This is a genomic window from Orrella dioscoreae, from assembly GCF_900089455.2.
Taxonomy (GTDB): Bacteria; Pseudomonadota; Gammaproteobacteria; order Burkholderiales; family Burkholderiaceae_B; genus Orrella; species Orrella dioscoreae.
Genome location: NZ_LT907988.1, coordinates 1,808,724 through 1,834,610 on the forward strand (window position 1 = coordinate 1,808,724; position 25,887 = coordinate 1,834,610).

The following is a 25,887-nucleotide window of genomic DNA, read 5'->3' on the forward strand; positions in this document are numbered from 1 at the left end:
ATGCACCGTCCATGACAGGGCGGCGCATCGCGTCGCGGGCGTCAGATGCCCGCGCCGCCCGCGATGTCGATAACGCCGCCGGTGATGTATCCCCCGTTGGGCCCGGCCAGGAAGACGGCCATTGCCGACACTTCCTCCAGCCTCGCGATCCGGCGTATCGGGTGCAGGTCCAGCAGCGCGTCCGGCACGTCGTCGCCGAGCACTTCCTGGGCCATGTCGGTCGGCATCACGCCGGGCTGGATGACGTTGACCGTGATGTCGCGCCTGCCCAGGTCACGGGCCGCGCCTTTCGCGTAGCCGGCGATGGCGGCTTTCGTGCCCGCATAATCCGCGGCACCCGGGAAGAGGACGCGACTGCCCAGCAGGGAGCCGATGAACAGGATGCGGCCGCCATCCTGCAGCACTGGTGCCGCCGCGCGCGTCGTCGCTATCGCACCCAGCACGTTCACCTGCCATTGATGATCCAGCCTGGCCGTATCGAGCGCGGGGTCGTCGACTGTCTGGCCCTGGACCGCGATCGCGGCATTGTTCACCAGGATGTCCAGTTTCCCGAAGTGCTGGATGACCTGGTCGATCAGGGGCTTGGCGCCGCGCGTATCCGCCTGGTCGCTGCGGATCGCCTGCGCCCGGACGCCCTGTGCGCGTAGCGCCCCGACCACCGCCTCCGCCTTGCCGGCCGAAGACGCGTAGCTGATCGCGACGTCCGCGCCCTCCGCCGCGAGTGCCTTGGCGAGGGTGGCGCCCAATCCGCGCGAGCCGCCCGTGACGAGCGCGACCTTGCCGTGCAATGTTCCCTTCATGACTTTCTCCGTTGCAGCCGAGCCGGGTGGGCTCGGCGGGATGAATTTAATGTGTGTCGATCACTACAAAATTCATGCTACGAAGAGGAAGGGGCGGGTGTCAATGTTTTTATATCGATTGATATAAAAATATGTGGCGCGCAAAGGCCCGGGCCTGGGCCGAAGGCGTGACGCGCCGCCTGGCGCGCCTGCGCCAGGGCCGGGATGGCTCAGGGCCGCTGGATGCCCACGCGCGCCAGCAGCGCCGCCGTCTCGCACAGCGGCAGGCCCATGACGCCGGTGTAGCTGCCGTCCAGCCGCGCCACGAAGGCGCCGGCCAGGCCCTGTATGCCATAGGCGCCGGCCTTGCCATAGGGCTCGGCGGTGGCGCAGTAGCGCTGGATTTCCGCGGGCAGCAGGTCGCGCATCCACACCTGCGAGGCGCACAGGATCTCGAAGAGCGCGCCGTCGTGCGCCACGACCACCGCGGTGCGCACGTCGTGGCAGGTGTTCGAGAGCTTGCGCAGGATGCGGGCCGCGTCGGCGGCATCCGTGGGTTTGCCGAAGATCTCGTCGTCCAGGCTCACGCAGGTGTCGGCGGCCAGCAGCGGCAGCGCGGGCAGGCCTTGCTCGCGCCGCCAGCGCAGGGCACGCATGGCCTTCTCGCGCGCGGTGCGGCAGACGTAGGCATGCGGCGATTCACCGGGCAGGCGCGGCTCGTCTTCGCCAGGAGGCGCGGGCACGGCCAGCGCCTCGTGCGGGACGCCCAGCTGCAACAGCAACTCGCGGCGGCGCGGGCTGGCCGAGGCCAGGTGGACGATGGCGGGAGCGGAGGCGTGCGCCGGGGGCGGGGCCGAGGGGTGCGGCGAGGCAGGGCGCATGGCGGAATCAGGCTCGGTGATAGGGATGATTGGTCAGGATCGCCCAGGCACGATAGAGCTGCTCTGCCAGCAGCACGCGCACCATGGGATGCGGCAAGGTCAGGGAGGACAGGCGCAGGCTTTCCGCGCTGGCGGCCTTCAGGTCGGGATCGAGGCCGTCGGGGCCGCCCACCAGCAGGGCGACATCGCGTCCGCCTTCGCGCCAGCCCGACAGGCGTTGCGAGAGCTGCATGGTGGTCTGGTCGCGGCCGCGTTCGTCCAGCGTCACGCGCAGCACGCCGTCGGGCAAGGCCGACTCGATGCGGCGCGCCTCGGCGGCCATCATCTGGGCGGGCGTCTTGCCCAGGGTACGGGGTTCAGGCTTGATTTCGCGCAGTTCCAGCGCGCAGTCGGGCGGCAGCCGCTTGGCATAGTCGTTCCAGGCTTGCTCGACCCAGCCCGGCATCTTGTTGCCCACGGCCGCCACGATGAGCTTCACCGTCAGGACCCGTCGTCCTGGCTGGCGCCGCCGCGGTTGCCGTCAGGCAGCAGCTTCATGCGCACGAGCTTGCCGCCCCAGATCTCTTCCAGGTTGTAGTACTGGCGGATGGCGGGCTGCATCAGGTGGACGACGATGTCGCCCAGGTCGACCACGACCCATTCGCCGGTGTCTTCGCCTTCGATGGCGATGACGCGCTCACCGTTCTCGCGCCATTTGTCGGCGACGCTGTTGGCGAGCGCGCGCGTCTGGCGGTTGGAGGTGCCGCTGGCGATGATCACGCGGTCGAACAGGCTCGTCAGGTGCGTGGTGTTGAACACCTTGATGTCCTGGGCCTTCACGTCTTCAAGCGCGTCGACGACGACGCGCTGCATTTTCTGGATGTCCATAGGCGGGAATATAACGCGTGCCGGCGGTGGGGCCGGCTTGCGGGTCAAGTGCGGGTAAAGGGAGCGGCGGCGGACTGGTACAGGCCGTGCCGTGCAATGTAATCGGCCACCGCGGCGGGCAGGCGGCCCGCGGTGGAAACGCCCTGGGCCAGCCGCTGGCGGATGTCCGAGGCGGAGACGTCCATGGGCGTGAAGGGCAGGGCAAGCAGGCTGCGTTGCAGGCCGCGCAGGCGCTCGGTGAGGGCCTGGGGGGCGGCCAGCGGCGTGCCGGGGCGCGAGGCCACGGCGAGCGTGACGCGCTCGACGATCTCCTCCCAGCCGTTCCAGGTGCAGAAGTTCGCCAGCTGGTCGGCGCCCAGCAGCCAGATGTAGTCGGGGCCGGCGGGCAGCGCGCGCAGGGTTTCCAGCGTATAGGTGGCGCCCTGGCGTTGCAGTTCCATCGGATTGATGGCCAGGCTGGGCAGGCCGGCGATGGCCAGTTCGAGCATGGCGAGGCGGTCGGCCGGGCTGGCCTGCAGCGGCGCGCGCTGCCAGGGTTCGCCCGCCGGGATGAAGTCGACGCGGTCCAGCGCGAGTTCGCGCAGGGCGGCTTGCGCCAGCGCGACGTGCGCGACGTGGATGGGGTCGAAGCTGCCGCCCAGCAAGCCCACGCGGGCCTTGGCGCGCCGCGTGGACGAGGGCTGCGCGGCGGTCACAGCCATTCGCGCGGGCTCAGGTAATCGTAGAGGCGCGCCTCGGGCGTGCCGTCCTCGGGGCGCCAGTCATAGCGCCACGCGGCCATGGGCGGCATGGACAGCAGGATGGATTCGGTGCGGCCGCCCGATTGCAGGCCGAACAGCGTGCCCCGATCGAACACCAGGTTGAATTCCACGTAGCGCCCGCGCCGGTAGGCCTGGAAGTCGCGCTCGCGCTCGCCGTAGGGCAGCGCCAGGCGTTTCTGGACGATGGGCGCGTAGGCCGGCAGGAAGGCGTCGCCCACCGCGCGGGTCAGCGCGAAGCTGGCCTCGAAGCCGGGGGCGTTCAGGTCGTCGAAGAACACGCCGCCCACGCCGCGGGTCTCGTTGCGGTGCTTCAGGAAGAAGTATTCGTCGCACCACTTCTTGTAGGCGGGGTAGTACTGCTCGCCGTGCGGCGCCAGTGCGTCGCGGTAGGCGCGGTGGAAGTGGGCCGCGTCTTCCTCGTAGGGATAGATGGGCGTCAGGTCGCCGCCGCCGCCGAACCAGAACACGTCCTGCTCGTGCGAGCCAGGCTGCGCCAGCGCGGCGAAGCAGCGCACGTTCATGTGCGTGATGGGCACGTAGGGATTGCGGGGGTGCAGCACCAGCGAGACGCCGGTGGCTTCCCAGGCGCGCCCGGCCAGTTCGGGGCGGTGGGCGCTGGCCGAGGGCGGCAGCGTCTTGCCCTGGACATGGCTGAAGAGCACGCCTGCGCGCTCGAACACCCGGCCGCCTTCCAGCAGCCGCGACAGCCCGCCGCCGCCCTCGACGCGCTGCCACGCATCGCTGCGGAAGGGACCTTCTTCGATGGCTTCCAGTTCGGCGACGATGCGCGCCTGGAGATCAAGGAGGTAATCGCGGACGTTGGACAGCGGCAGGGTAGTCATGCGGGCAGGCGGGCTCCGTGGCTCAGCGGGCGTTGGGCGTGCGCTTCAGGGCGCGCCAGCCGATATCGCTGCGGTATTGGCGGCCATCGAAGCGCACGCGCTCGATGGTTTCGTAGGCGATTTCACGCGCGATGCGCACCGAGTCGCCCAGGGCCGTGACGCACAGCACGCGGCCGCCGGCCGTCTTGATGGCGTCGCCGTCCTGGACCGTGCCGGCGTGGAAGACCATGCAGTCGTCGTTGTCGGCGGGCAGGTCTTCGATGACATCGCCCTTGCGCGGGGTTTGCGGATAGTTGGCCGCGGCCAGCACCACGCCCAGCGCGGTGCGGCGGTCCCAGGTGATCTCGGCCTGGTCCAGCGTGCCTTCGACGGCGTGCTCGAATACGTCGAGCAGATCGCTCTTCACGCGCATCATGATGGGCTGGGTTTCCGGGTCGCCCATGCGGCAGTTGAACTCCAGCACCTTGATGGGGCGCGCGGGGTCTTCACCCGGGGCGATCATCAGGCCGGCATACAGGAAGCCGGTATAGGGGATGCCGTCGCGCGCCATGCCCTGCACGGTGGGGTGGATCACCTCGCGCATGATGCGGTGGTGCATTTCGGGCGTGACCACGGGCGCGGGCGAATAGGCGCCCATGCCGCCGGTGTTGGGGCCCTGGTCGCCGTCCTGCAGGCGCTTGTGGTCCTGGCTGGTGGCCAGCGCCAGCACGTTGCGGCCGTCGACCAGCACGATGAAGCTGGCTTCCTCGCCTTCCAGGCACTCCTCGATGACCACGCGCGCGCCGGCTGCGCCCAGCGAGCCGTCGCCCAGCATGGCGTCGACCGCCTGGTGGGCTTCTTCCAGCGAGGTGGCCACGACCACGCCCTTGCCGGCGGCCAGGCCGTCGGCCTTGATGACGATCGGCGCGCCTTGCGCGTCGATGTAGGCGTGGGCGGCGGCGGGATCGGTGAAGGTCTGGTAGGCCGCCGTCGGAATGTTGTGGCGGATCAGGAAGGACTTGGCGTAGTCCTTCGAGCTTTCCAGCTGGGCGGCGGCGCGCGTCGGGCCGAAGATCTTGAGCTTGCGCGCGCGGAACACGTCGACCACGCCCGCGGCCAGCGGGGCCTCGGGGCCCACCACGGTCAGCGCGATGCCTTCGCGTTCGGCGAAATCGGCCAGGGCCTCGGGGTCGGTGATGTCGACGTTCTCGAGGTTGGGGTCGCGGGCCGTGCCGCCGTTGCCCGGGGCGACGAAGACCTTGTGCACGCGGGCCGAGCGCGACAGGCGCCAGGCGAGGGCATGTTCGCGGCCGCCCGATCCGATAACCAGCAATTTCATGATGTGTGTTCAGTGCAGGGGGCGTCCCGGAGGACGCGGGGCGCGTCGATTGCGGCAGGCCGCAAGCGACGCAAGAAAATCATGCGGTCAAGCTCAGGCCGTCTCGTCCAGCACGGCCGTGGTGTAGACCTCCTGGACGTCGTCCAGGGATTCCAGCACGTCCAGCAGCTTCTGCATGCGTTCGGCGTCTTCGCCGGCCAGCTCGGTCTCGTTCAGGGCCTTCATGACCACGCCGTCGACCTCGGGCTTCAGGCCCGCGGCCTCGAAGGCCGCGCGCACGGCCGGGTAGGCCGGCGGCTCGCAGGTCACTTCGATGACGCCTTCCTCGTCGGTCACGATGTCGTCGGCGCCGGCCTCCAGGGCCAGTTCCATGACCTGTTCTTCCGAGGTGCCGGGGGCGAAGATGAATTGCCCGCAATGCTTGAACTGGAACGCCACCGAGCCTTCGGTGCCGAGGTTGCCGCCGTTCTTCGCGAAGGCGTGGCGCACTTCGGCCACCGTGCGGGTGCGGTTGTCGGTCATGCAGTCGACCAGCACCGCCGCGCCGCCCAGGCCATAGCCTTCGTAGCGCACTTCCTCGTAGTTGTCGCCGTCGGCGCCACCCGCGCCGCGGGTGATCGCGCGCTGGATGTTGTCCTTGGGCATGTTGACCGCGGTGGCCTTGTCCCATGCCAGGCGCAGGCGCGGGTTGCTGTCGGGGTCCGCGCCGCCGGCGCGCGCCGCGACGGTGATTTCACGGATGATCTTGGTCCACAGCTTGCCGCGCTTGGCGTCCTGGCGCCCCTTGCGGTGCTGGATATTGGCCCATTTCGAGTGTCCGGCCATGATGGTCCTGGGTGATCCTGGAAGTGCCGCGGGCTGGGCCCGTCGGACAGGTTGGTTGCGGTTGTCTGAGACTGCTTCTTGGCGCCGGGACGGCCATGCGACCCTGGCGATGCAGGGCCCGGGCAGCCGGGCGAACCATGTATTTTAGCGCGTCGCCCACACCCCGCTCCGAGCCGCTACACTCGGCGGTGATGGCGCCCTCCAGGCGCCCATGCCAGATACCAGGGGCACGACTATGACCGATCCCATTGCCATCGCCCAGGGCGAGCACGGCGCGCTTGCGCTGCTGCCCGCCATGGCCAACCGCCACGGCTGCATCACCGGCGCCACCGGCACCGGCAAGACCGTGACGCTGCAGGTGCTGGCCGAGCAGTTCTCGCGGCGGGGCACGCCGGTGTTCCTGGCCGATATCAAGGGCGACCTGACCGGCATTTCGCAGGCGGGCGCCTCGTCCCCCAAGATGCAGGAGCGCCTGGCCGCCCACGGCATCCCCGAGCCCGCCTGGGGGGCGAGCCCCACGGTGCTGTGGGACGTCTTCGGCCAGCAGGGCCATCCGGTGCGCGCCACCGTGTCCGACATGGGGCCGCTGCTGCTGGCGCGCATGCTGGAGCTGAACGACACCCAGGAAGGCGTGCTGAACATCGTCTTCAAGGTGGCCGACGACGAAGGGCAACTGCTGCTCGACCTGAAGGACCTGCGCGCGATGCTGCAGGACGTCGCCGAGCGCGCGGCCACCCTGAAGCTGCGCTACGGCAATGTGTCCTCGGCCAGCGTGGGGGCGATCCAGCGCAGCCTGCTGCGGCTGGAGTCGCAGGGCGCCGAGCAGTTCTTCGGCGAACCCATGCTGGACATCGCCGACCTCATGCGCAACGACGCTACGGGCCGCGGCATCGTCAACATCCTGGCCGCCGACAAGCTGATGCAGTCGCCCCGGCTCTACGGCATCTTCCTGTTGTGGCTGCTGGCCGACCTGTACGAGACCCTGCCGGAGGCCGGCGACCTGGACCGCCCCAAGCTGGTCTTCTTCTTCGACGAGGCGCACCTGCTCTTCAACGACGCGCCGCCCGCGCTGCTGGACAAGATCGAGCAGGTGGTGCGGCTGGTGCGCTCCAAGGGCGTGGGGGTGTATTTCGTCACGCAGAACCCCTTGGACATCCCCGATGCGGTGCTGGGCCAGCTGGGCAACCGGGTGCAGCACGCGCTGCGCGCGTTCACGCCGCGCGACCAGAAGGCCGTGCGCACGGCCGCGCAGACCATGCGGCCGAATCCGGGCCTGGACATCGAGGCGGCCATCACCGAGCTGGGCGTGGGCGAGGCGCTGGTGTCGGTGCTGGATGCCAAGGGCCGTCCCACGCCGACCGAACGCGCCTGGATCATGCCACCCGGCAGCCGCATCGGTCCGGCCTCGGATGCCGAGCGCCAGGCGCTGCGCAGCCAGTCCGGCCTGGGGGGCAAGTATGAACAGGTGATCGACCGCGAGTCGGCCTACGAGGTGCTGATGGCGCGGGTGAATGGCGCGGCGCCCGCGGGCAAGGGCCAGGCGGCGCCCACGCCGGCACCTGCCGCGGAACCGGCAGCCGAGGCGCCCGCCACGCGCCGCGCGCCGGCGGGCGTGCCCAAGCAGGAACCCGCCGAGCGCGGGCTCATGGACGAGGTGAGCGACGTGCTGTTCGGCTCCACCGGTCCGCGTGGCGGCCGCCGCGACGGCGTCGTGCAGACCGTGGCCAAGAGCACCGCCAGGCAGGTGGCGCGCGAACTGGCGCGCGGCCTGCTGGGGTCTTTGCTGGGCCGCCGCCGCCGTTGAAACTCAGTGCGCGCCCGCCGCTTCGGCGGATGCCGCGCCGCCTGAGCGGGCCGGCCGGGCGAACCAGGCCAGCACGATCAGCAGCAGGAAAATGATGGCCGAGGCATGGAAGATGTCCAGCGCCGACAGCGTGTAGGCCTGGGCATCCACCATGCGGTTCAGCGTGGCAAGCGCCTGTTCGGACGTCAGGCCGCGCGCCTGCATGCCCGCCACCGTCTGGTCGAAGGCGAGCACGCCCGGCCGCGCCACCTCCACCAGCTGGGCATGATGCAGCGTGGCGCGGTCTTCCCAGACGGTCGTGGCGATCGAGGTGCCGAAGGCGCCGGCCGTCAGCCGCAGGAAGTTCGACAGGCCCGACGCCGCCGGAATGCGCGAGGGGTCCAGCCCCGACAGCGTGATGGAGGTCAGCGGCACGAAGAACGCCGCCATGGCCGCGCCCTGGATGATGGTGGGGATCATCAGGGTGCGCATGTCGACCTGGGTGTTGAAGCCCGCGCGCATGGCGCAGACCAGCGCGAAGATGAGGAAGGCGCCGGTGACCAGGCGGCGCGGGTCGACCCGGCCGATCATCTTGCCGACGACGGGCGTGAGCAGGATCGCCAGCAGGCCCACCGGCGCGGTCACGAGGCCGGCATAGGTGGCGGTGTAGCCCATGTAGCTTTGCAGCCAGAGCGGCAGCAGCACCACGCCGCCGAAGAACACGCCGTAGGCCACGGCCAGCGTGACGGCGCCCACCGTGAAATTGCGTTGTGCGAAAAGCCGCAAGTCCACGATGGGGTGGGCGTCGGTCAGTTCCCAGATGAGGAAGATGACGAAGGTGGCGAGCGACAGCGCCGCCAGGCCGACGATGAAGCCGCTGGCGAACCAGTCGAGCTCCTTGCCCTTGTCCAGCATGATCTGCAGCGCGCCGACCCAGACGACCAGCAGGCCCAGTCCGATCTTGTCGATGGGCAGGCTGCGCGTGGGCGACTCGCGGTGGCGATAGATGCGCCAGACCACCCAGGCGGCAAAGAGGCCGATGGGCACGTTGATGTAGAAGATCCAGGGCCAGGTGTAGTTGTCCGAGATCCACCCGCCCAGCAGGGGCCCGGCCACGGGCGCGACCAGCGTCGTCATGGCCCAGATGGCCAGCGCCATGCCCGCCTTCTCCTTGGGGAAGCTGGCCAGCATCAAGGCCTGCGACAGCGGGATCATGGGGCCGGCCACCGCGCCCTGCAGCACGCGGAACAGCACCAGTGCTTCCAGCGACGGCGCGAAGCCGCACAGCCAGGACGTCAGCACGAACAGCAGCGTGGAGGCCAGGAACAGCCGCACCTGGCCGAAACGCTGCGTGAGCCAGCCGGTGAGCGGCACGGTGATGGCGTTGGCCACCGCGAACGACGTGATGACCCAGGTGCCCTGGCTGGCGCTCACGCCCAGGTCGCCCGAGATGGTGGGGATGGACACGTTCGCGATCGAGGTGTCCAGGACGTTCATGAACACCGCGGCCGACAGGGCGACGGAGCCGATGACGCGCAGCGCGCCCTCCAGCGGCGGATGGCCGGCGGGCGATCCCGTGGCGGGTGCAGCTGGCGCCGGCGCGGTGTTGGCGGGCGTGCTCATGCCGAGAGGTTGCTGGTGATGATCTGTTCGATCAGCGTGTCGGCCTGGGCCGACTCGGCATCGAAGGCACGGGTGGACAGGGCGGGGCCGCTGCGCGTGGGGGGCGAGGCGGGCTCGGCCGACACGTCGACCTCGACGTTCATGGACAGGCCCACGCGCAGCGGATGCTGGCGCAGCGTTTCCGGGTCCAGTGCGATGCGCACGGGCACGCGCTGCACGACCTTGATCCAGTTGCCGGTGGCGTTCTGCGCGGGCAGCAGCGCGAAGGCGCTGCCGGTGCCGGCGTCGAGACCCACGACGGTGCCGTGATAGGTGACCGACTTGCCGTAGAGGTCGGCCACGACGGTGGCAGGCTGGCCCACGCGCATCTCGCGCAGCTGGCCTTCCTTGAAGTTGGCTTCGACCCATACCTGGTCCAGGGGCACGACGGTCATGAGCGGCGTGCCGGGCGCCACGCGCTGGCCGACCTGCACGCTGCGCTGCGCGATCATGCCGTCCGCGGGGGCGGGCAGCGTGGCGCGCGAGGCATCCAGCCAGGCCTGGCGCAGCGCCGAGGCCGCCTGCAGGACATCGGGATGGTGCGCCACGTCGGTGCCTTGCGTCAGCGCCTGGTTGGTGGCCAGCTTGGCCTGCGCCGCGGCCAGTTGTGCCTGGGCCTGGGCCAGGCCGGATTCGGCCGATTGCAGCGCGGTGCGGGCGTGCAGGATCTCCTCGCCGCTGACGCCGCCCGATTTCGACAGCGCCTGGCGGCGTTGCCAATCGCTGCGGGCGCGGGCCAGCTCGGCCTGGGCGCGGCTGATGTCGGCGCGGCGCACGTTCACGTCGGCGTCCAGCGCATCGTTCTGCACGTACAGGGTGCGGGTCTGGCGCACGGTCTGGGCCAGGCGCGCCTTGGCTTGCGCCAGGGCGACGTCCGCATCGGCGGCGTCCAGGCGCACCAGCGGCTGGCCGGCGCGCACGGTGTCGGTGTCATCGGCTTCGATGGCGACCACCGTGCCGGCCAGGCGCGGCGTGATCTGGACCAGGTTGCCGTGCACATAGGCGTCGTCGGTGGCTTCGTAGTGCGAAGCCACGAGCGTCCACCAGGCGCCGTAAGCAACGGCGACCGCGGCGATGCCGATGCCGGCCAGGATCAGGAGCCGCTTGCGGGCGGCGGGGCGGGGGGCGGCGGGAGCGTTCATGTCGTATCTGCCGGTCGAAGTGAGAGGTCGGGGATTGGATGGGTTCAGGATGCGTCGGGCGCATAGCCGCCGCCCAGCGCATAGGCGAGGTCTGCGTCCAGCTGGTAGCCGCGCAGCCGCAGGTCGGTTTCCTGGCGGCGTTGCTGCAGCACGCCGTCCTGGGCGATCAGGACCGAGAGGTAGTTGCCCAGGCCGCTGCGGTAACGGTCCCGCGCCAGCGCGTAGGCTTCTTCCACGGCCGCGCGCGCCTGCGTCTGGGCCTGGCTTTCGTCGCCCAGCAGGCGCAGGGCATCGACGGCGTCGGCCACCTGGTGTACGGCGGTCAGCACCGTGTCGTTGTAGTCGGCCACCGCCAGGTCGCTCTCGGCGCGCCGGCCTGCCAGCGCGGCGTTGAGCCGGCCGCCTTCGAAGATGGGCAGGCTGATGGCCGGGCCGATGCCGGCCATCCGGCTGCCGGCGTTCAGCAGGTTCCCCGTGGACAGCGAAGCGAAGCCCAGGAACGCGGAGAGATTCACATTCGGATAGAAGGCGGCGCGCGCGCTTTGGATGTCCTTGCGCGCGGCTTCGGCACGCCAGCGCGCGGCCACCACGTCGGGACGGTGGCCCAGCAGTTCGATCGGCAGGGTGTCGGGCACGGCCAGCGGCAGGCGGCGCAGCGCCGCGGCCTGGATGCCGCGCGCCAGCTCGGGCCCGCCACCGGCCAGGGCGGCCAGCTGGTTGCGGCCCACGGCCAGGCGGGTCTGCACCTGCACGGCTTCCACCTTGGCCGCGGCCAGCGCGGATTCCGCCTGCTTCACTTCCACCTGGGTGTCCAGGCCGGCGGCCTGGCGGTCGCGCGTCAGCTGGGCGACGTCCTCGCGCTGGCGCACCGTGTCGGCGATGACCTGCTGCTGGGCAAAGGCGTTCTGCAGGTTCAGGTAGCTGCGCACGACCGCGCTGGCCAGCAGGTTGTGGGCGGCGCGGGCTTCGGCCTCGGCCGATTGCACCCGCGACAGCGCCGCTTCGTGTTCGGCGCGGTGCTTGCCCCAGAAGTCGATCTCGTAGCTGAAATCCAGCGCCAGCCTGTTGTCGGTGCCGACCGAGCCGCCCAGGGGCGGCGGGTAGATGTAGTTGCCGCTGTAGCGCTGGCGCGTCAGGCCGTAGTTGCCGGTCACCGAGGGCAGCAGGTCGGTGCGGGCCTGGGCTGCGGCGGCGTTGGCCTGCGCGACGCGCGCCTGGGCGGCAAGCAGCGAGGGGCTGCCGGCCACTGCCTGCTCGACCAGCCGGTTCAGTTGCGGGTCTTCATAGCGCTGCCACCAGTCGGCGGCGGGCCATTGCACCGGGCTGGCGACCAGGCCCAGGGTGGCCGCGTCCACGGGGTCGGCGGGCGTGGCGCCGGGGGCGATCTGCGCGCAGCCGGTGGCCAGGAGCAGGGGAAGGAGGGCAAGCAGTCTTTTCATGCTGACAAATGGCTGAAAGTGTTTGACTGGTTCGAATCTGACTAGGCAAATATATAGGGAAAAAAAACGGCGTCAACTGAGCTCGCCGCCGTTGGCGATCATGCGTCGCAGGAGGCCGCCGAGCACCGCGGCCTCTTCGTTGGAGAAGCCGCGCAGGTGCAGGTTCAATGCGCTGGCCAGCAGCGGGGGAATCCTTTCGCTGGTGGCCTGGCCGGCTTCGGTCATTTCGAGCTTGATGACGCGGCGGTCTTCGCTGCTGCGCACGCGGCGCAGGAGGCCCTTGCTTTCCAGGCGGTCCAGCGTGCGCGTGATGGCGCCGGTATCCACGCCGATCAGGCGGGCGAGCTCGGCCGGGGTTTCCGCCCGGCGCAGCGCCACCATGATGAGCGGGCGCCATTGCATGGCGGTGAGCTCCAGCGGCGCCATTTCCTTGTCGATGACCCGGTTCAGCGACAGGTAGACCTGCTTGATCAGGTAGCCGATGCTGTCGTTGGACAGGCAGCGGCTATCGCCGCGGTAATGCGCGGCGGGTGTGCTGTGGGGGTCGGTCGACGGGGTAGACATGCCGGCCAATTTAGTTGCCTAGTCAGTTTCTGTCAAGCGGATTGGTCGCCGGGCGCCGGCGCGCGCGCATCACTTGGGACGCGCGGGCAGGACGATGGCCAGGATGATGAGCGCGGCGCCCAGCATCATGCGCGGGCTGGGTTCCTGGCCGAACAGCAGCCAGGCGCCGGCAATCGCATAGACCGGCTCCAGCGCGATGACCAGGCCGGCCGTGCGGGCCTTGATGACCTGCAGGCTGGACACGAACAGGAAATGCGACAGCCCCGTGCAGAAGACGCCCAGCGCGGCCAGCCACAGCCAGTCGGCCGTGCGCAGCGCATGCAGCTCGGGCACGGCGAAGGCGGCCACCGACAATGCCACGGCCAGGTTCTGCCACCACGCCACCTGCACGGGGTCGGCGCCCTTGGCGCTGCGCCGGTTCAACAGCGCCAGCAGCGCGAAGGACAAACCCGAGGACAGGCCCCAGGCCAGGCCCACGGTGCCCTGGTCGGCCCAGTCGTACGAGGGCACCACCAGCACCAGGCCGAGGGAGACCAGCGCCAGCACGCCCCATTCCGCCAGGCGGATGCGCTCGCGATAGAAGAGGCCCTCGAGCAGCATGGTGAAGGCGGGGAAGCTGGCGAAGCCCAGCGTGGCCACCGCGATGCCGCCCACTTTCACGGCGATGAAGAAGGTGACCCAATGCGCGGCCAGCAGGATGCCGCAGACGGCGAGCAGCCCCAGCTTGCCCGCGTCGATGCCGCGCTTGAGCGGGACGCCGCGCAGCCGGGCGAAGGCCGCCAGCGAGACCAGGGCGAACAGCGCGCGTCCGAAGGTGATGACGGCAGCACTGGCCTGTATCAACTCGCCGAAGATGCCGGTCAGGCCGAAGAGAACCGCCGCGGCGTGGATGGAGAGGAGGGCGTTGCGATGCTGCATGGAAGCGTGTGCCGGCGGAATGGGCGGAGACGGGAAAAAACGGGGCCCGCATGAAGAGGGCGGAGACTAAAATCATCGCATGAATCCAGAATCCGGTCCTGGCGGCGCTGCCTCGCGCGTCATCCTGTCCGCCCGCAGCATCGGCATCCTGCTGGCCGCGTTGGGCGCCATCCTGTTCGCGGCCAAGGCCGTCGTGGTGAAGCTCACCTATCGCTACGACGTGGACGCCGTCACCGTCATCGCCTTCCGCATGGCGTTCTCGCTGCCCTTTTTCCTTGCCATCGGATGGTATGAAGCCCGCCGCGCGCGGCGCGGGCTGCAGCCCAGGCTCACCCGCCGCGACAGCCTGCAGCTGGCGGCGCTGGGCTTGATGGGCTATTACCTGTCCAGCTTCCTCGACTTCATCGGCCTGCAGTACATCAGCGCCGGGCTCGAGCGCCTGATTCTGTTCCTGGCGCCCACCATGGTGCTGCTCATCAGCGCGTTTTGGCTGGGACGGCAGATCTCGCGCGCCCAGTGGGTGGCGCTGGCCCTGTCGTATGCCGGCGTGGTGCTGGTGTTCGCGCATGACGTGAGCTTCGGCGGCGACCATGTGCTGAAGGGCTCGCTCTTCGTGCTCGGGTCGGCGCTGACCTATGCGCTGTACCTGATCGGCTCCGGGGAGCTGATCGCCAAGGTCGGGGCGACCCGCCTCGTGGCCTATGCAATGACGGTCTCCAGCCTCGCCTGCATCGTGCAGTTCTTCGTGGTGCACGGCACGTCCCAGGTGATCCAGCCGATGCCGGTCTATAGCTGGTCGGTCGTGCATGCCACGCTGAACACCGTGGCGCCCGTCTTCATGATCATGTGGGCCGTGGCCCGCGTGGGGGCGCCCACCACTTCGCAGGTGGGCATGATCGGCCCGGTGTCGGTGCTGTTCCTGGCCGCCTGGCTGCTGGACGAGCCCATCACCGTCTGGCAGTTGGCCGGGACCGTCCTCGTCATGGCCGGGGTCTTTGTTCTCAGCGTCCGCCGCAAGCGGTAAAGTCGGCGGCGTGCATCTGCTTTCCCTCGCGGTCGGGCGTGTCTCGCCGCAAGCCATCTCCTTCCCAGTTCATCGCGCGTTCAGGAGCTAGACATGAGCAAGACAGTCCAGGCAATCCGCATCGACCAGCACGGCGGTCCCGAGGTTCTCAAGGTGGCCGATGTCGTCCTTGCGCCGCCCGCCGACACCGAGGTGACGATCCGCCAGCATGCGGTGGGCCTGAATTTCATCGATATCTATTTCCGCACGGGTCTTTACCCGCATCCGCTGCCGCATGGCCTGGGCTTCGAGGCCGCGGGCGTGGTCGAGGCGGTGGGCGCCAAGGTGGGACACCTGAAAGTGGGCGACCGCGTGGCCTACGGCCAAAGCCCCCTGGGCGCTTACGCGCAGGCGCGCAACGTGCCGGCCCATCAGGTCGTCAAGCTGCCCAAGGGCGTGAGCTTCGAGGAGGCGGCCGCGCTGATGCTCAAGGGCCTGACGGTGCAATACCTGTTCCGCCAGACCTATCGCCTGCAGGGCGGCGAAACGATCCTGTTCCATGCCGCGGCCGGCGGCGTGGGCCTGATCGCCTGCCAATGGGCGCGCGCCCTGGGCGTGAAGCTGATCGGCACGGTGTCCAGCCCCGAGAAGGCCGCGCTGGCGCGCGAGCATGGCGCCTGGGAGACCATCGACTACTCGCGCGAGAACGTCGCTGAGCGCGTCAAGGAACTGACGAGCGGGCGCAAGGTGCCGGTGGTGTATGACGGCGTGGGCAAGGACACCTGGCTGGCCTCGCTGGACAGCCTGGAGCCGCGCGGACTGATGGTCAGCTTCGGCAACGCGTCGGGCCCGGTCACCGACGTGAACCTGGGCATCCTGGCCGACAAGGGCTCGCTCTACCTGACGCGCCCGAAGCTGGGCAGCTACGTGGACACGCAGGCCAAGATGCAGGCTGCCGCCGATGATCTTTTTTCGCTGGTCGTGAAGAAGAAGATCGCGGTGCGCATCGACCAGCGCTATCCGCTGGCGAAGGCCGGCGAGGCGCAGGCCGCGCTGAGCAGCCGCAAGACCACGGGCGCGACGGTCCTGACGCTGGATTGAGCCGCGGCGCGGCAAGCGCCGGCGTGGCGTGGCGGCCTCAATATGTGTCGGTGTGTTCCCCGCGCAGGCAGGATTTCCGGGCGGCGAGGAGCGGCCCGGCGCGCAAGCGGGCCAAGCCTGGCGGGGATTGCGCAAGCGGTGCCTGGGGCAGGGGAGGATTCTTACAGTCGGAAGGCGTTTGCAGACATCCGGTTACGGCCAGCCTGGCGCGCTGCTTCTAAGATGACTTCGCATTCATCGCCTAGGAGATCATCATGACCCTGAAGACCTTGACTCTTGCCCTGACCGTGGCCGGCGCTGGCGTTCTGGCCGGTTGCTCCTCGCCCTCGATCGTGACCAAGAGCGACGGCTCGCAGACCGTGACCGCCGACGCGCCCGAGTACGACAAGCGTTCGAACACCTATTCGTACGAGGAAGACGGCCGCAAGGTGCAGGTCAACAAGGATCGCGTCGACCGCATCGAGGAAGTGAAGTAAGCGCGTGGTCGAATGACGCATTGCAGCGCCCGTTGCGGGCGCGCATGAAGAACGGCGCCTGATGGCGCCGTTCTTCATGCCGAGGCCGAAAGGCCTATTGTCCGGCTTCGCGGTGGTATTGCGCCACGCGCTCGACTTCGTTGCGCGAGCCCAGCACCACGCCCACGCGCTGGTGCAACTGCCCGGGCTTGATGTCCAGGATGCGGTTGACGCCGTCCACCGCCGCGCCGCCGGCCTGTTCGACGATGAAGCTCATGGGATTGGCTTCGTACATCAGGCGCAGCTTGCCCGGCTTGCCCGGCTCGCGCGCGTCCCAGGGATACATGAAGATGCCGCCGCGCGTGAGGATGCGATGCACGTCGGCCACCATCGAGGCGATCCAGCGCATGTTGAAGTCCTTGCCGCGCGTGCCGGTGGCGCCAGCCAGGCATTCGTCGATGTAGCGGCGCACGGGCGGTGCCCAGTGGCGCATGTTGGACATGTTGATGGCGAATTCGCGCGTGTCCTCGGGGATGCGGATGTTTTCGTGCGTGAGCACCCAGGAGCCCATTTCACGGTCCAGCGTGAAGCCCACCACGCCCTTGCCGACGGTGAGGACCAGCATGGTCTGGGGGCCATAGACGGCATAGCCCGCGGCCACCTGGCGGCTGCCTTCCTGCAGGAAGTCGGCTTCGGTGACGGGCGCGCCGGCCACGTGGGTGGGTGCCTTCAGCACCGAGAAGATGGTGCCGATGGAGACGTTCACGTCGATGTTCGACGAGCCGTCCAGCGGATCGAACAGCAGCAGGTATTCGCCCTTGGGATAGCGGTTGGGAATGGCGTGGATGGTTTCCATTTCCTCGGAGGCCATGGCGGCGAGGTGGCCGCCCCATTCATTGGCTTCCAGCAGGATTTCGTTGGAGAGCACGTCCAGCTTCTTCTGGACTTCGCCTTGCACGTTCTCGCTGTCCAGGCTGCCCAGGACGCCGCCCAGCGCGCCCTTGCCCACGGCGTGGCCGATGGACTTGCAGGCGCGCGCGACGACTTCGATGAGCAGGCGCACCTCGGCGCCCAGGCCATCGGCCTGGCGCTGCTGTTCGACCAGGTATTGCGTGAGGGTTTTACGTTTCATGGCGTCGGGATAAAAGTGGCGGTTTCAGGGAATCAGATGTCGAGCGCCTTGGCGACGATCTCGGCGACGTTGCGCGACAGGCCGGCATGCGCGCGCACGCGGCCGAGCGCGGCCTGCATGCCCGTGCGCAGCGCCGGGGCATAACGGGCCCAGTTGTCCATGGCGCGCGCCAGGCGCGCGGCCACTTCGGGATTCAGCGCGTCGAGGGCCAGCACCTGCTCGGCCCAGAAATCGTAGCCGGCGCCATCGGCGGCATGCAGGCCGCGGGCGTTGTTCAGGCAGAACTGGAACACCAGCGCGCGTGCACGGTTGGGATTGCGCAGCGTGAAGGCAGGATGCGCCATCAGGGCGCGGGCGGCAGCCACGTCGGTGCCGCGCGCGGTGGCCTGCAAGGCGAACCACTTGTCGATGACCAGCGGGTCGTGCTGCCAGCGTGTGTGGAAGTCGGCGATGGCCTGGCCGACGGCGTCGCCGCTGCCTTCGTTGACCAGTGCGCTCAGCGCGCCCATGCGGTCGGTCATGTTGGCCGCGCCGCGATACTGCGTTTCCGCCAGCGCCTGGTTGGCGGCTGCGTCGCCGGCCATCAGGTAGGCCAGCGACAGGTTCTTCAGTGCACGGCGGCCCGCCGGGCCAGGCGCGGGCGAGAACGCGCCCTCCGTCTGGTTGTCCTGGTAGGCGGCGCGCCAGTCCTGCGCCAGCTGGCGGCCCAGCTCGGCGCGCAGGAAGTCGCGCGCGGCGGCCAGCGCGGGCGGATCGATGGGCTGCATGCGTTCAGCCAGCGTCTTTTCCGACGGCAGCATCAGCGCGCGGGCGCGATAGGCCGCATCCAGCTTCGGGTCGCGCAGCGTGGCGCGCCAGGCGTCGACCAGCGTGGGGTCGGCCGCCAGCGGCTCGCCTGCCTGGTGGCGCGCGGCGTTGGCGAGGATCTGCCGCGTGGCGAGCTCCTGGCCCGCTTCCCAGCGCGCGAAAGGATTGCCGTCGTGGGCCGACAGCAGCGCCAGCGCCGCATCGGTCCAGGGATAGTCGACGATGACGGGCGCCGAGAAGTCACGCAGCAGCGAGGGGATGGGTTGCGCGGGGATGTTCTCGAAGGTCCATTGCGCGCTGGCGGTGGTGAGCTCGAGCAGCACGGTTTCCTGCGTCTTGCCGTCCAGCGTGAGCGGCAGGGCGCGGCCTTGCGGATCGAGCAGGCCCAGCGCGAAGGGAATGTGCAGCGGCGGCTTTTCCTGGGCCGAGGCATCCTGCTTTTCCACGCCCACTGCCGGGTTGCGCTGGCTGAGCGTGACGGTGCAGCGCTGCGCGGCGGCGTCGTGGTCCAGCGTGACCGACACGCGTGGCGTGCCCGCCTGTTGATACCAGCGGCGGAAGACCGACAGGTCGCGGCCCGGGTGCAGGTCGCGATAGACGGATTCCATGGCGTCGACGAAGTCGTCGCAGGTCACGGCCTGGCCGTCATGGCGGCGGAAGTACTCGTCCATGCCGGCACGAAAGCCCGCCTCGCCCAGCAGCGTGTGCTGCATGCGGATGACTTCGGCGCCTTTCTCGTAGACGGTGGCGGTGTAGAAGTTGCCGATCTCCTGGTAGCTTTCCGGGCGGATCGGGTGCGCCATGGGGCCGGCGTCCTCGGGGAACTGCGCGGCGCGCAGCGTGGCCACGTCGTCGATGCGCTTGACGGCGCGCGCGCTGGCGGCGGCTGCGGCGTCCTGGCCGCGCGCCATCATGTCGGCGGTGAATTCCTGGTCGCGGAAGACGGTCAGGCCTTCCTTCAGGCTCAACTGGAACCAGTCGCGGCAGGTGACGCGGTTGCCGGTCCAGTTATGGAAGTACTCATGGCCGATCACGGCTTCGATGGCCAGGTAGTTGGCGTCGGTGGCGGTGTCGGGATCGGCCAGCACGTAGGCCGCGTTGAAGATGTTCAGGCCCTTGTTCTCCATGGCGCCCATGTTGAAGTCGCGTGCGGCGACCACCATGAATCGGTCCAGGTCCAGTTCCAGCCCGAAGCGGTCCTCGTCCCAGCGCAGCGAGCGCTCCAGCGACGCCAGCGCCCACTCGGTCTGGCTTTCCGAACCGGGGTCGCTGTAGACCTGCAGGAGCACGTCGCGGCCGGAGCGCGTGCGGGTGCGCAGTTCGCGGCAGGTGAGGTTGCCGGCGACCAGGGCAAACAGGTAGCAGGGCTTCGGGTGGGGATCTTCCCACACGGCCTGGTGGCGGCCGTCGGGCAGGTCGCCGGCATCGACCAGGTTGCCGTTGGACAGCAGCAGCGGGTAGTCGGCACGCGTGCCGCGCAGGGTCACGCGATAGCGCGACATGACATCGGGGCGGTCGGCGAACCAGGTGATGCGCCGGAACCCTTCGGCCTCGCACTGCGTGAAGAGGCTGGCGCCGGACACATAGAGCCCCATCAGCGTGGAGTTCTCGGCGGGGCGGCAGTCGCTGACGATCTCGACTTCGCAGGCGGCGGGCAGGCCGGTCAGGCGCAGGACGCCATCGCTGATCGTGTAGCCGCCTTCCGCGATCGGGCTTCCATCCACGGCCACCGATACCAGCGCCAGGTCTTCGCCCTTGAGCGCGAGCGGCGTATCGGCGGGCACGCCGGGCTGGCGTTCGATCGACAGGCGGGACAGCACGCGCGTGCGCGCAGGGTCCAGGTCGAATTCCAGCGCGATGCTGGGAATGGCGTAGGGGTAGGGGAGGTAGTCGCCGCGGGCGACGGTAACGGCTTGCTCTGTGCGCATAAGACCTGGCCTGGATCGACAAGCCGCCATTGTAGACCCGGGGGCGGGGGCAATCCTGCCCCGGGCCGGGCTGTTACCTGCTGCTTACCAGGCCGTGCGCAGGCCGTAAAACTTTGGAACGCCGGCGCGGTCCAAGCGTGGGTATCATTATTACAGCGCGATGATTGCAGCGCGCCAGGTCCGCAGCGGCGGACGGCGCGTGCATGTAGCCGAGGTTGCCATGTCCCAGTCTCTCCACCATTCTCCTTCCGCCCGGGCGGACGTCCTTTCCGCGGGGCTTTCCTGGCTTTGGCGCCGTTCGCTGGGGCGTCTTGCCCTGGCCGGTTGCGCATTGCTGCTGTCGGGTTGCGCCTCCACGCTGTCCGCCCGCGTCACCACGTTCCAGCAATGGCCGGCCGGCGTCGAAGGGCAAAGCTACCGTTTCGACACGCCCGCCAATGGCTTGGGCGAGTCGCTGGAGTACCAGACCTATCGCGACATGGTGCGCGCCGCCATTGGCGCCACCGGCCTGGTCGAAGGGCAGGACCCCAAGTCGGCCCGTTTCGCCGTGCGCTTCACCTATGGCAGCGAACGCACCCAGGTGACGGTGGCCGAGCCGCGTGATCCCTTCTTCGATCCCTATTTTGCCTATCCTGGCGGGTATGGCTACTACGGGCGGCGTGGCTGGGGGGGCGGCTGGGGCGGCGTCGGCTATTACGGCCCGCATTGGGCGCCAGTGAATATGGAAGCCTGGCGCAATACCCTGACCGTGGAAATCCGCGACACCACGCGCAACAATGCGGAGGTTTATCGCGCCAGCGCCATGTCGCTGGGCCGCTCGGATGACATGGTGCGCCTCATGCCTTATCTGGTTCGGGCCATTTTCGACGATTTTCCGCAGAATAACGGCCAGCAGCGCGAGGTGCGTTACCGCACCGACTGAACACGTGCCCGGCTGGCGCCTGCTTCAAGAACGAGCACGCAAAAAAAGGAGCACGATGTGCTCCTTTTTGCTGGTCCTTCAACCGGGACGGCATGAGCCGGCTCAGGCTGCCGGCTGCTGAATAAGGAAAGACTCGCGCTTGGCGCCTTGTTCCTCGGCGGCTGCCAGCCAGCGCGGGGGCTTGCCACGGCCGCTCCAGGTTTCGCCGGTGTCGGGATGGCGGTACTTGGGGGCGACGGTTTTCTTGGCGACGGCGGCGCCGGTCTTGCGGGCGGCGCCAGTGGCGGTGCCGCGGCGGGCTGCGGTCTTGCCGAAAGCGGTGGCCACGTCTTCGGGGGAGATGTCATATTCACGCATGGAGCGCACGATCGAGTCCATCACGGGCTTGCGGCGTTTTGCCTGCAATGATTCCTTTTTCTTTTGCAGCTTGCTGATTTCCTTCTCGATCTTCGCCTGGAGCAGGGAATAGGATTCGCGGGCCATTTGGTATTCCTTTAGTGAGTGGATGCTCGCCAAACAGCACGTCGGGTATTTACCATCCTGTTTGGCGAATGCCAGAATTATATATACAAAGGACATTTTCCCTGCGCGCTAACACCCTGAAAATGTTTGATTTTGTATTCTGTGGCTTTTCCAATGACGGGTTTTAAGCCTTTTGTTATATTTTTTCCTCAACAGATGGAACGAACATGCCTGATTCCTGCAGTACAAGTCCCGACGGACATTTTCATGTCGCTGCCGTACAGATGGTTTCCACGCCGGATCGCGACGAAAACCTGGCGCAGGCAGGCGAGTTGATTGCGACGGCCGCGGCGCAAGGCGCGCGGCTGGTGGCGCTGCCCGAATACTTCTGCTTCATGGGGCGGGCCGACCGCGACAAACTGGCGATCCAGGAGGAAGAGGGCAGCGGTCCGATACAGGAATTCCTGGCGCAAACCGCGCGCCGGCACGGTATCTGGCTGGCGGGCGGCACCTTGCCCTTGCGCTCTCCCGATCCCGACCGGGTATTCAACACGATGCTGGTTTTCGATCCGGACGGCACCCAATGCGCGCGTTACGACAAGATCCATCTTTTCAATTTCACGCGCGGACAGGAGTCGTACGACGAGTCCCTGGCCATTCGTCCAGGCGGCGAAGTCCGCAGTTTCGAGAGCCCCGGTGGCACGGTCGGCCTGTCCGTGTGCTATGACCTGCGTTTTCCTGAGCTTTATCGGGCCCTGCGCACGTCCAGCCTGCTGCTGGTGCCCGCGGCCTTTACCTATACGACGGGGCAGGCCCATTGGGAGCTGCTGCTGCGCGCGCGGGCCATCGAGAACCAGTGCTACGTGCTGGCGCCGGCGCAGGGCGGGCGCCATCCCAACGGCCGCCGCACGTGGGGGCATTCCATGCTGGTCGACCCGTGGGGCGATATCCTGGACGTCCTGCCGGAAGGTCCGGGCGTCGTTGGAGGTACGATAGATGCCGAGCGCCTGGAGTCCGTGCGAACCTCCTTGCCGGCCTGGCGCCACCGTGTCCTTTAGAGCAAAGTCCTGACCTGATGAAAGTTACCGATCCCGCCATCGCCAGCCTCGCCACCGCCAAGTCGCTGCTGCTCGACCCCTGGGGCCTGACCGAGGCCGACATGGCGCGCGCGCTGGGCGAGATATTCACCCACAAGGTCGATTACGCCGACCTGTATTTCCAGTACACGCGCAGCGAAGGCTGGAGCCTGGAAGAAGGCATCGTCAAGACCGGCAGCTTCTCCATCGGCCAGGGCGTGGGCGTGCGCGCCGTCAGCGGCGAGAAGACCGCCTTCGCCTATTCCGACACCTTGTCGTCCGATGCGCTGATGTCGGCCTCGCATGCCGTGCGCAGCATCGCGCGCCAGGGCGCCGGCAAGGCGCGCGTGGCGGCGCAGTCCTCCGCGCCCGGCCTGGCGCTGTACCCGCCCATCGATCCGCTGACCACGCTGACCGCGCCCGAGAAGGTCGCGCTGCTCGAGCGCGTGGAAAAGATGGCGCGCGCGCGCGATCCGCACGTGATCCAGGTGATGGCCGGCCTGGGCGCCGAATACGATGTGGTGCTGGTGGCGGGCAGCGACGGCCGCCTGGCCGCCGACGTGCGGCCGCTGGTGCGCCTGTCGGTGACCGTCATCGCCGAGCGCGATGGCCGCCGTGAAATGGGACATGGCGGCGGCGGCGGACGCAGCGGCCTGGCGTATTTCACCGACGATGTCCTGCGCGGCTATGTCGAGCGCGCCGTGCATGAAGCCATGGTCAACTTGGAAGCGCGTCCGGCGCCTGCCGGCGAGATGACCGTGGTGCTGGGCTCGGGCTGGCCCGGCATCCTGTTGCACGAGGCCGTGGGCCACGGCCTGGAAGGCGACTTCAACCGCAAGGGTTCCAGCGTGTTCTCGGGCCGCATCGGCGAGCGCGTGGCGTCCAAGGGCGTCACCGTGGTGGACGACGGCACGCTGCCCGACCGCCGCGGCTCGCTGAACGTCGATGACGAGGGCAACCCCAGCCAGCGCAACGTCCTGATCGAGGACGGCATCCTGCGCGGCTATATGCAGGACACGCTGAACGCGCGCCTGATGAAGACCGCCGCCACCGGCAACGGCCGGCGCGAATCGTTCGCGCACCTGCCGATGCCGCGCATGACCAATACCTACATGCTGGCCGGCCAGACGCCGCCCGAGGAAATCATTGCCTCGGTCAAGCGCGGTCTCTATGCCGTCAACTTCGGCGGCGGCCAGGTCGACATCACCAGCGGCAAGTTCGTGTTCTCGGCCTCCGAGGCCTACATGATCGAGAACGGCAAGGTCACCTATCCGGTCAAGGGCGCGACGCTCATCGGCAGCGGTCCCGAGGCCATGAACCAGGTCAGCCTGATCGGCAACGACCTGGCGCTTGACAGCGGCGTGGGCACCTGCGGCAAGGACGGCCAGAGCGTGCCGGTGGGCGTGGGCATGCCGACCGTGCGCATGGACGGGCTGACGGTGGGCGGGACGGCCTGAATCAGGCGGGGTCTTTCGGCTGGACCTTGACCGTGGGTGCCTGCGGCGGTGCCAAAGGGGGGGCCACGTTGGGCGTCACGGATGTCTGCGCGGGTTTCCCGCGCCCTGCGCGTGAACCAGGCGAGAAAACGCCCCAGTTGATACATCAGCACGGCATTGACCATCGCGCCGAGGTGCGAGCCTTGCTTCTCCGTGAGCCAGTCAGTCGGGATCAGCGCATTCCAGGGCAGGGCCAGCAGGTACTTGCCGAAGTCGCAGCCAAGGAAGCCGCAGTTCCCGGGGGAGGGTTGTGCGAAGAAGGCCGTGAAGTACAGGGCGGTGAAGACGAGACCCGTGCGCGACAGTGTTTTCAGGCGTGTCATGGGCAGGTTTTAGCATGCCCTGCCGGCGGGCTTGTCCTGGCGGGGGGTGTCTTGCCGTCATGCGACTGTCACTGGCAGTAAGAAAAACCGTGCTACCATCGCTGCACTATGCAAAACGCGTTCGCCCGATTTTATTTTTATTTTGCTTTTCCGATGCCGCTGGCGGAGGAAGGATCGCGCGTAGCCTAAAGCCTAGTCCGATTCCTGAAAAAGCCGCCAGCGGAAACCGCTGGCGGTTTTTTTTCGTCCGCCAGCCGTGTCTGGCGGGCTTTTCCAGAAGTCGGCGCCGAACCCTGACCCTGCATGACCGACCCCTGGAGCCTTACCGTGTCACACAATACCGACGATCAACGTATCCGTGAAATCAAGGAGCTTGCCCCGCCCTCGCACACGATGCGCGAGTACCCGTGTACCCCCGCCGTGTCGGAGCTGGTGCACGGCACCCGCCAGGCGCTGCACCGCATCCTGCACGGCATGGACGACCGCCTGGTCGTGGTGATCGGGCCCTGCTCGATCCACGATCCCAAGGCCGCCCACGAATACGCCAGCCGCCTGCTGCCGCTGCGCGAGAAGCTGCGCGGCGAGCTGGAAATCGTCATGCGCGTCTACTTCGAGAAGCCCCGCACCACGGTGGGCTGGAAGGGGCTCATCAACGATCCGGACATGGACGGCAGCTTCAACATCAACAAGGGCCTGCGCGGCGCGCGCGAGCTACTGTTGGCCTTGAACGCCCAGGGCGTGCCGGCCGGCTGCGAGTTCCTGGACATGATCACCCCGCAATACATCGCCGACCTGGTGTCCTGGGGCGCCATCGGCGCGCGCACCACGGAAAGCCAGGTGCACCGCGAACTGGCCTCGGGCCTGTCGTGCCCGGTCGGTTTCAAGAACGGCACCGATGGCAACGTGAAGATCGCGGTCGACGCCATCAAGGCCGCATCGCAGCCGCACCACTTCCTGTCGGTGACCAAGGGCGGCCACTCGGCCATCGTGTCCACCGAGGGCAACGAGGATTGCCACGTGATCCTGCGCGGCGGCAAGGCGCCGAACTATGACGCGGCCAGCGTGGAGGCGGCCTGCCAGGACATCGCCAAGGCAGGCCTGGCGCAGCGCGTGATGATCGACGCCAGCCATGCCAACAGCAGCAAGAAGCCCGAGAATCAGCCGATGGTCATGGATGACGTGGCGCGCCAGATGGAAGCCGGCGACCAGCGCATCGTGGGCGTGATGATCGAGAGCCACCTGGTGGGCGGCCGCCAGGACCTGGTGCCCGGCCAGCCGCTGGTCTACGGCCAGAGCATCACCGACGGCTGCATCGATTGGGATGCCTCGGTGAAGGTACTGGAGCGCCTGGCCCAAGCCGTGCAGGGTCGCCGGTCGGCCCTGTCGAGCACCGGCAAGTAA

At 68.4% G+C, this 25,887-nt stretch carries 24 protein-coding genes; 8 read left to right on the top strand and 16 right to left on the bottom strand.

The window, feature by feature from the left end:
• Positions 1-41 precede the first annotated feature (41 nt).
• The 8 genes from ODI_RS08410 to ODI_RS08445 form a co-directional block, all read right to left on the bottom strand.
• Positions 42-800: an SDR family NAD(P)-dependent oxidoreductase gene (locus ODI_RS08410; RefSeq protein WP_067755139.1), complete on the bottom strand. Its 759-nt coding sequence runs from the start codon at positions 798-800 to the stop codon at positions 42-44.
• Between the two features lie 209 nt (positions 801-1,009).
• On the bottom strand, positions 1,010-1,660 hold the full coding sequence (locus ODI_RS08415) for a Maf family protein (protein WP_067755142.1): 651 nt from the start codon (positions 1,658-1,660) through the stop codon (positions 1,010-1,012).
• 7 nt (positions 1,661-1,667) lie between these two features.
• Positions 1,668-2,138, bottom strand: coding sequence for a 23S rRNA (pseudouridine(1915)-N(3))-methyltransferase RlmH (gene rlmH / locus ODI_RS08420; protein ID WP_067755145.1), 471 nt, complete (start codon positions 2,136-2,138; stop codon positions 1,668-1,670).
• Between the two features lie 2 nt (positions 2,139-2,140).
• Entirely contained in the window at positions 2,141-2,527 is a 387-nt protein-coding gene (gene rsfS / locus ODI_RS08425; protein ID WP_067755148.1) for a ribosome silencing factor, read from the bottom strand.
• A 44-nt stretch (positions 2,528-2,571) separates the two neighbouring features.
• On the bottom strand, positions 2,572-3,228 hold the full coding sequence (gene nadD / locus ODI_RS08430; protein WP_067755151.1) for a nicotinate (nicotinamide) nucleotide adenylyltransferase: 657 nt from the start codon (positions 3,226-3,228) through the stop codon (positions 2,572-2,574).
• A complete protein-coding gene (gene hemF, locus ODI_RS08435) occupies positions 3,219-4,130 on the bottom strand; it encodes an oxygen-dependent coproporphyrinogen oxidase (protein WP_067755154.1) in 912 nt (303 codons plus the stop codon). Before hemF ends, nadD begins: the two co-directional genes overlap by 10 nt.
• 22 nt (positions 4,131-4,152) lie before the next feature.
• Complete coding sequence (gene purD, locus ODI_RS08440) at positions 4,153-5,448, bottom strand: phosphoribosylamine--glycine ligase (RefSeq protein WP_067755157.1); 1,296 nt, start codon at positions 5,446-5,448, stop codon at positions 4,153-4,155.
• Between the two features lie 93 nt (positions 5,449-5,541).
• Positions 5,542-6,273, bottom strand: a complete 732-nt coding sequence (locus ODI_RS08445) for a YebC/PmpR family DNA-binding transcriptional regulator (RefSeq protein WP_067755159.1) — start codon at positions 6,271-6,273, stop codon at positions 5,542-5,544.
• A 235-nt stretch (positions 6,274-6,508) separates the two neighbouring features.
• On the opposite strand from ODI_RS08445, the gene ODI_RS08450 reads away from it, so the two are divergent.
• Positions 6,509-8,077: a helicase HerA-like domain-containing protein gene (locus tag ODI_RS08450; RefSeq protein WP_067755162.1), complete on the top strand. Its 1,569-nt coding sequence runs from the start codon at positions 6,509-6,511 to the stop codon at positions 8,075-8,077.
• A gap of 3 nt (positions 8,078-8,080) precedes the next feature.
• Here ODI_RS08450 and ODI_RS08455 read toward each other — a convergent pair whose 3' ends face one another.
• The 5 genes from ODI_RS08455 to ODI_RS08475 all read right to left on the bottom strand — a co-directional run bounded on the left by ODI_RS08455 (position 8,081) and on the right by ODI_RS08475 (position 13,781).
• The gene (locus ODI_RS08455) at positions 8,081-9,679 is read right to left on the bottom strand and encodes a DHA2 family efflux MFS transporter permease subunit (protein ID WP_067755165.1); all 1,599 of its coding nucleotides are present in this window, start codon (positions 9,677-9,679) and stop codon (positions 8,081-8,083) included.
• Entirely contained in the window at positions 9,676-10,860 is a 1,185-nt protein-coding gene (locus ODI_RS08460) for an EmrA/EmrK family multidrug efflux transporter periplasmic adaptor subunit (RefSeq protein ID WP_067755168.1), read from the bottom strand. The genes ODI_RS08455 and ODI_RS08460 overlap by 4 nt, the downstream gene beginning before the upstream one ends.
• Positions 10,861-10,904: 44 nt before the next feature.
• Positions 10,905-12,299 (bottom strand): efflux transporter outer membrane subunit, encoded by a 1,395-nt coding sequence (locus tag ODI_RS08465; RefSeq protein WP_067755171.1) that lies wholly within the window; start codon positions 12,297-12,299, stop codon positions 10,905-10,907.
• Positions 12,300-12,371: 72 nt separating this feature from the next.
• Positions 12,372-12,863 carry a MarR family winged helix-turn-helix transcriptional regulator gene (locus ODI_RS08470; RefSeq protein ID WP_067755221.1) on the bottom strand — a complete coding sequence of 164 codons (492 nt, stop codon included), beginning with the start codon at positions 12,861-12,863 and terminating at the stop codon, positions 12,372-12,374.
• A gap of 69 nt (positions 12,864-12,932) precedes the next feature.
• Positions 12,933-13,781, bottom strand: coding sequence for a DMT family transporter (locus tag ODI_RS08475; RefSeq protein ID WP_067755174.1), 849 nt, complete (start codon positions 13,779-13,781; stop codon positions 12,933-12,935).
• 79 nt (positions 13,782-13,860) lie between these two features.
• On the opposite strand from ODI_RS08475, the gene ODI_RS08480 reads away from it, so the two are divergent.
• The 3 genes from ODI_RS08480 to ODI_RS08490 all read left to right on the top strand — a co-directional run bounded on the left by ODI_RS08480 (position 13,861) and on the right by ODI_RS08490 (position 16,361).
• A complete protein-coding gene (locus tag ODI_RS08480) occupies positions 13,861-14,805 on the top strand; it encodes a DMT family transporter (RefSeq protein ID WP_067755177.1) in 945 nt (314 codons plus the stop codon).
• Between the two features lie 93 nt (positions 14,806-14,898).
• Positions 14,899-15,885: a quinone oxidoreductase family protein gene (locus ODI_RS08485; protein ID WP_067755180.1), complete on the top strand. Its 987-nt coding sequence runs from the start codon at positions 14,899-14,901 to the stop codon at positions 15,883-15,885.
• A 254-nt stretch (positions 15,886-16,139) separates the two neighbouring features.
• Positions 16,140-16,361 (top strand): YgdI/YgdR family lipoprotein, encoded by a 222-nt coding sequence (locus tag ODI_RS08490; RefSeq protein ID WP_067755183.1) that lies wholly within the window; start codon positions 16,140-16,142, stop codon positions 16,359-16,361.
• 94 nt (positions 16,362-16,455) lie between these two features.
• Here the strand turns inward: ODI_RS08490 and ODI_RS08495 are convergent, their stop codons facing one another.
• Both ODI_RS08495 and pepN read right to left on the bottom strand, forming a co-directional pair.
• Positions 16,456-17,472 (bottom strand): class 1 fructose-bisphosphatase, encoded by a 1,017-nt coding sequence (locus ODI_RS08495; protein WP_067755185.1) that lies wholly within the window; start codon positions 17,470-17,472, stop codon positions 16,456-16,458.
• Positions 17,473-17,504: 32 nt separating this feature from the next.
• Complete coding sequence (gene pepN / locus ODI_RS08500) at positions 17,505-20,207, bottom strand: aminopeptidase N (RefSeq protein ID WP_067755188.1); 2,703 nt, start codon at positions 20,205-20,207, stop codon at positions 17,505-17,507.
• Positions 20,208-20,427: 220 nt separating this feature from the next.
• On the opposite strand from pepN, the gene ODI_RS08505 reads away from it, so the two are divergent.
• The gene (locus ODI_RS08505) at positions 20,428-21,129 is read left to right on the top strand and encodes a DUF4136 domain-containing protein (protein WP_082985356.1); all 702 of its coding nucleotides are present in this window, start codon (positions 20,428-20,430) and stop codon (positions 21,127-21,129) included.
• 102 nt (positions 21,130-21,231) lie between these two features.
• Here ODI_RS08505 and ODI_RS08510 read toward each other — a convergent pair whose 3' ends face one another.
• Positions 21,232-21,612 carry an H-NS histone family protein gene (locus tag ODI_RS08510; protein ID WP_067755191.1) on the bottom strand — a complete coding sequence of 127 codons (381 nt, stop codon included), beginning with the start codon at positions 21,610-21,612 and terminating at the stop codon, positions 21,232-21,234.
• A 206-nt stretch (positions 21,613-21,818) separates the two neighbouring features.
• Here ODI_RS08510 and ODI_RS08515 point away from each other — a divergent pair, with 206 nt between their 5' ends.
• From ODI_RS08515 to aroG, 3 genes are all read left to right on the top strand, one after another.
• Positions 21,819-22,649, top strand: coding sequence for a carbon-nitrogen hydrolase family protein (locus tag ODI_RS08515; protein WP_067755194.1), 831 nt, complete (start codon positions 21,819-21,821; stop codon positions 22,647-22,649).
• Between the two features lie 17 nt (positions 22,650-22,666).
• Positions 22,667-24,124, top strand: a complete 1,458-nt coding sequence (gene tldD / locus ODI_RS08520; RefSeq protein ID WP_067755197.1) for a metalloprotease TldD — start codon at positions 22,667-22,669, stop codon at positions 24,122-24,124.
• A 689-nt stretch (positions 24,125-24,813) separates the two neighbouring features.
• Positions 24,814-25,887 carry a 3-deoxy-7-phosphoheptulonate synthase AroG gene (gene aroG / locus ODI_RS08530; RefSeq protein WP_067755203.1) on the top strand — a complete coding sequence of 358 codons (1,074 nt, stop codon included), beginning with the start codon at positions 24,814-24,816 and terminating at the stop codon, positions 25,885-25,887.